This window comes from Nocardia alni, assembly GCF_019038435.1.
GTDB classification, from domain to species: Bacteria; Actinomycetota; Actinomycetes; order Mycobacteriales; family Mycobacteriaceae; genus Nocardia; species Nocardia alni.
This window is the reverse complement of sequence record NZ_JAGPOX010000267.1, coordinates 1-4634: the sequence shown is the minus strand read 5'-3', so window position 1 is coordinate 4634 and position 4634 is coordinate 1. Positions and strand designations below refer to the sequence as shown.

The 4634-nt window shown below is 68.6% G+C and carries 3 protein-coding genes and 1 pseudogene; 2 read left to right on the top strand and 2 right to left on the bottom strand.

The features are described from left to right. Positions 1 to 724: pseudogene (locus JZ791_RS43490) on the bottom strand (hypothetical protein); the annotation flags it as partial. Positions 725 to 1150: 426 nt separating this feature from the next. Between JZ791_RS43490 and JZ791_RS43485 the strand changes: the two are divergent. Next, a complete protein-coding gene (locus JZ791_RS43485) occupies positions 1151 to 2233 on the top strand; it encodes a S1C family serine protease (protein WP_308163497.1) in 1083 nt (360 codons plus the stop codon). 123 nt (positions 2234 to 2356) lie between these two features. On the opposite strand, the gene ptsP is transcribed toward JZ791_RS43485, so the two are convergent. Beyond that, positions 2357 to 4381 carry a phosphoenolpyruvate--protein phosphotransferase gene (gene ptsP / locus JZ791_RS43480; RefSeq protein ID WP_308163496.1) on the bottom strand — a complete coding sequence of 675 codons (2025 nt, stop codon included), beginning with the start codon at positions 4379 to 4381 and terminating at the stop codon, positions 2357 to 2359. Positions 4382 to 4411: 30 nt separating this feature from the next. Between ptsP and JZ791_RS43475 the strand changes: the two genes are divergently transcribed. After that, a partial coding sequence (locus tag JZ791_RS43475; protein ID WP_216903728.1) for a hypothetical protein occupies positions 4412 to 4634 on the top strand: 223 nt, incomplete at its 3' end.

Here is a 4634-nt window from a genome sequence, read left to right as displayed (position 1 = left end):
GGGTGGGTGGCGCGGGCAGCGTGACCGCGGCGCGTTCGGCGGAGACGCTGTGCAAGCTCGATCCGAGCAGTCTGCCCACGACTTCCGCTGCGGCCGCGAGGATTCCGACGCCGGCGACACCCCGGATCACCTGGCGCCGATCGATGCCGACGGCCGATTCCGAAGAGGTTTCGACCGCGCCACCGGATCCCGCGCTCGCGAGCATCCGGCTCTCGAACAGATCGATCCGGCGAATCATCCAGCGCAGCGCCACGATCGCCAGCACCACCCCGATCACCGATGGCAGCGCCCAGAGCAGCGATGCCCTCGGCCGGTTCACCGCCACGAAGGCGGCCAGCACACCGAAGACTCCGAACAGCGCCGAGCCCACGGGCCGGTGCCGGCGCTCGATCCGGCCGGCGAATCCGGCCACGATCACCGCGACCGCCGCCATCAGGATGAACAGCACCGCCTTGTCGTTGGTGCCGACCAGGCCGATCACCTTTTCGCGTACGGAGTCGGGCGTGTGGTCCACCACGGTTCCGCCGAGGGCGTTCAGCGGTGCACCGCCCGGATCGATCGGCGCCGCCACGAGTTCGGCCACACCGACCGCGACCAGCGCCGAGACGACGCCGCTCGCGGTGCGCAGGCCCGATCCGGCAGCGGGGCCGCCGGTCCTCGGAGCCGGAGCGGGCGAGGCATCCGGTGACGACGGCGCATCGCCACGCGTGCCTGAAGAGGTCATACCGCGAGCGTACTGCGGGTCCGGCCTGGTGGAACCTGCCGAACGGGCATAGATTCGCGGTCGTCACAGTTTCGTCAGAAATGACGAGACTGCAACATTCCGCCCGTTCAGCGCGATTAATCTGTGATGTCGCGCACTGTGGGTGTTGCACGGAAGCTACCCAGCCGCCTCTCAGGAAATGCGCGCTTAATTGATGCAGAGGTTCCTGAGCCAAAGGACGTGATGACCGTGTATCCGAACCAGGGGAACTGGCCCGGACAGCCTCCGGGCCCGTACGGAGCACCACCACCCGGACCGTATCCACCGCCGGGCGGTTACCCGCAGGGCGGTTACCCGCAAGGTGGTTACCCGCAAGGTGGTTACCCTCAGGGTGGCTATCCGCCGCAGGGTGGTCGTCCGCCCCGCCATAGGACGAGCTTCAGCGTCGTGGCCGTATTCGTGCTGATCGCCGCGGTGGCCATCGGTCTGGTCGCGTCGCGGTTCGGCGCGCGCGGCGTCGTCACGCACTCCCCGCTGGCGCAGTCGCCGGGCATCGTGACCCAGCCTGTCGGCAACCAGACCGGCTCCGGTCTCACCGACGCGGCGAATCGCGTCGTCCCGGGCATCGTCAACGTCAACACCGTGCTCGGCTACGAGAACGGCGAGGGCGCGGGCACCGGGATCGTGTTGAGCTCCGACGGTGAGATCCTGACCAACAACCACGTCGTGGAGGGCGCCACCAAGATCTCGGTGACCGATATCGGCAACGGCAAGACCTACGCGGGCTCGGTGGTCGGATACGACCGCACCGACGACGTCGCGGTGGTTCGCCTGTCCGGCGCGTCCGGGCTGCAAACCGCGCCGCTGGGCAATTCGGACAAGGTCGCGGTCGGCGACAGCATCGTCGGGGTCGGCAACGCGGGCGGCACCGGCAGCCCCACCGCGGCCGCCGGGCAGGTCACCGCACTGAATCAATCCGTCACCGCCAGCGACGAGGCCGCCGGTGCGGCCGAACAGCTGACCGGTCTCATCCAGATCGCGGCGAATATTCAGCCCGGCGATTCCGGTGGTCCGCTGATCAATAACGCCGGACAGGTCGTCGGTATGGATACCGCCGCCTCCGCGGGGTTCCAGTTCAACAATTCGGGCAGTGCCGCCGCCGGCGGGGGTCAGGGCTTCGCGATCCCGATCAACAAGGCTGTGAGCATCGCACGGCAGATCCAGGGCAGTAACGCCTCCAGCACGGTGCACATCGGCCAGTCGGCATTCGTCGGCGTCTCGATCACCGACGCCAACGGCGCCGGCGCGCTGGTACGCAACGTCCTGAACGGCGGCCCGGCCGAACAGAGCGGGCTGGCCTCCGGTGACGTGATCACCGGTGTGGACGACCATTCGGTGAATTCCGCGACGCAACTGACCAACACGATGGACCTGTATCACCCGGGTGACACGGTCACGATCCGGTTCACCGATCCGAACGGCCAAAACCAGACCGCCCAAATGAAACTCGCCCAGGGACCGGTCGGGTAGGCGAACCGGGGTACCCGACCGCACGACGCCGGATCCGTCCTCGACGGATCCGGCGTCGCACTGTCCGCGACCGAAGTGCCGTCGTCCGGGATATCGCTGGTGGCCTGTAGGACCAGCGGGAGATCACCGTTGGTTACGAACCTCGGCAGCAGATTCCGACCGCAGTGCTCGGCGGGCGAGTTCGACGCACTCGGGGAGATTCAGGTCGCGAATCGTGGCCTTGGTCAGGGCGACAGCCGGTGGGGCGACGCTCAGTTCGGTGACGCCGAGGCCGAGCAGCACCGGGATCGCGGCCGGGTCGGCGGCGATCTCACCGCAGACCGCGACGGGGGTGGCCGCGGAACCGCGGCAGACCCAGTCGATCAGTTGCAGCACACCGGGGTCCAAGGCATCGGCCGCAGCGGCGACGGCGGCATTGCCGCGTTCGGCGGCCAGCGCGTACTGGGTGAGATCGTTGGTGCCGATACTCAGGAAATCCACGTGCCGGGCGAATACCGGCGTCTTGGCGGCGGTCGCCGGAATCTCGACCATGATGCCGACCTTCAATGAGATATCTTCTCGCACAAGCCCCTCGGATTTCACCACCGAATCCAGCAGGGTGCGGGCCGTGCGGAGTTCCGCGAGCTGGGACACCATCGGAAACATCACGCTCACCGGGTGCTCGGCGGCGACGCGGACGATCGCCCGCAGCTGATCGTGCAACAGATCGGGATGCGCCAGAGTCAGACGGATGCCGCGCAGGCCCAGAAACGGGTTCGCCTCGGAGGGTTGGGGGATGTACGGCAAAGGCTTGTCGCCGCCGACGTCCAGGGTGCGCAGGACGATCCGGCGGCCGTCGAAGGTCCGGGCGATCGACCGGTAGATCTGCTCCTGCTCGTCCACCGACGGCGCGTGATCGCGGTTCAGGAACAGGAATTCGGTTCGAATCAGACCTGCGAGGTCGGCGCCGCCCTGTACGGCATCGGTCGCATCGGAGACGCTGCCCACATTCGCGGCCACGTGCACGGTGATGTCGTCGCGGGTGCGGGCGGGCTGTCGCGCCGCCGCCTGGGCGGCATGCAGACGGTCGCGCTGCTGCTTTGCCCGCGTGGTGAATTCGATTCTGGTTCGCTCGTCGGGAGTGATGACCAGCTGGCCGGTGCCGCCGTCGAGCGCCACCGTCGTGCCTTCCGGGACTGTGAGCACGTGCGACCCGGCTCCGACGATCGCGGGAATTCCCTTGGCATGGGCGAGAATAACGCTGTGCGCTGTCGGACTACCCTGTGCGAGCGCTATTCCCGTCACGACCTCGGGATCCAGCGCCGAGACCTGGCCGGGTGTCAGGTCGGCCGCGACGAGTATGCCCGGGCGGCTGTCGATCTCACTGTCGATCCCCAGTAGCGCCGCGACGACCTGATCGCGCACCGCGCGAATATCGGCCGCCCGCGCGCGCTGGTAGTCGTCGGGTAGATCCGCCAATTCCGCTGCGGCGTCGTCCAGTACCGTTGCCCACGCGCGCTCCGCGGGTGCGCCTTCGCCGATGTGGTCGTGGACAGCGCGGATCACCTCCTCGTCCTCGAGCAACAGCAGGTGCGCCCGGAAAATATCGGCCTGTGGATTCGCCGATGCGGATCGGGTGTAGTCCGCGAATCCCGCACCCGATCCGTCGTCGGCCTGTTCGATCGCGGTGGTGATGCGATCACTCACCCGCGCGAGCGCGGCGTCCAAGCGTTCGCGCTCGTCCTCGGGCGGGCCGGACGCAACGGTCGGCAGGTCGAATTCGACCGCACCCGGCCGCCATATCGGTCCGATCGCGATGCCCGCCGACGCCGGGAACGGACCGGATCCGACGAATTCCGCCGCACCACCGTCGATTCCGCCGGCCGGGGCCGCCCCTGTCCGCGATCCGGCCCGCGCCGAAACACCGCGAGCCTCCTGCGGACCGTTCGAGCGCGGCGCGGCTACCTCGTCGAATCCTCGCTCGGCCAAGTCCGTCACCCGACGCACGACCTCACCGGCGTCGGAACCGGTTGCCACGACCTCGATTTCATGCCCGGCCAGCGCCCCGAGCGCCGCGACGCGGGTCAGGCTGCTCCCCGGGACCGGCCCTGCTCCGGTTGTCAGATTGCGCAAGCGGACCCGCGCGTCCCGCCCACGAATCTCGGCCACCAACCTGGCCGCAGGCCGAGCGTGCAGGCCATGTTCGTTGACCACCCGGAATACGGCTGCCGCCTCACTGCCGTCATCGCCAGCCGCAGCACGTGTGCCGCCAGGGCCATCGCCACCAGCCGCAGCATCCGCACCACCACCATCGCCACCAGGCACAGCACGTGTGCCACCACCATCGCCGCCGCCGAACGCAGCACGTGTGCCGCCGCCATTCTCGGCATGCGGCCCGGAAGCGGTTGCCGTACCGCTGGAC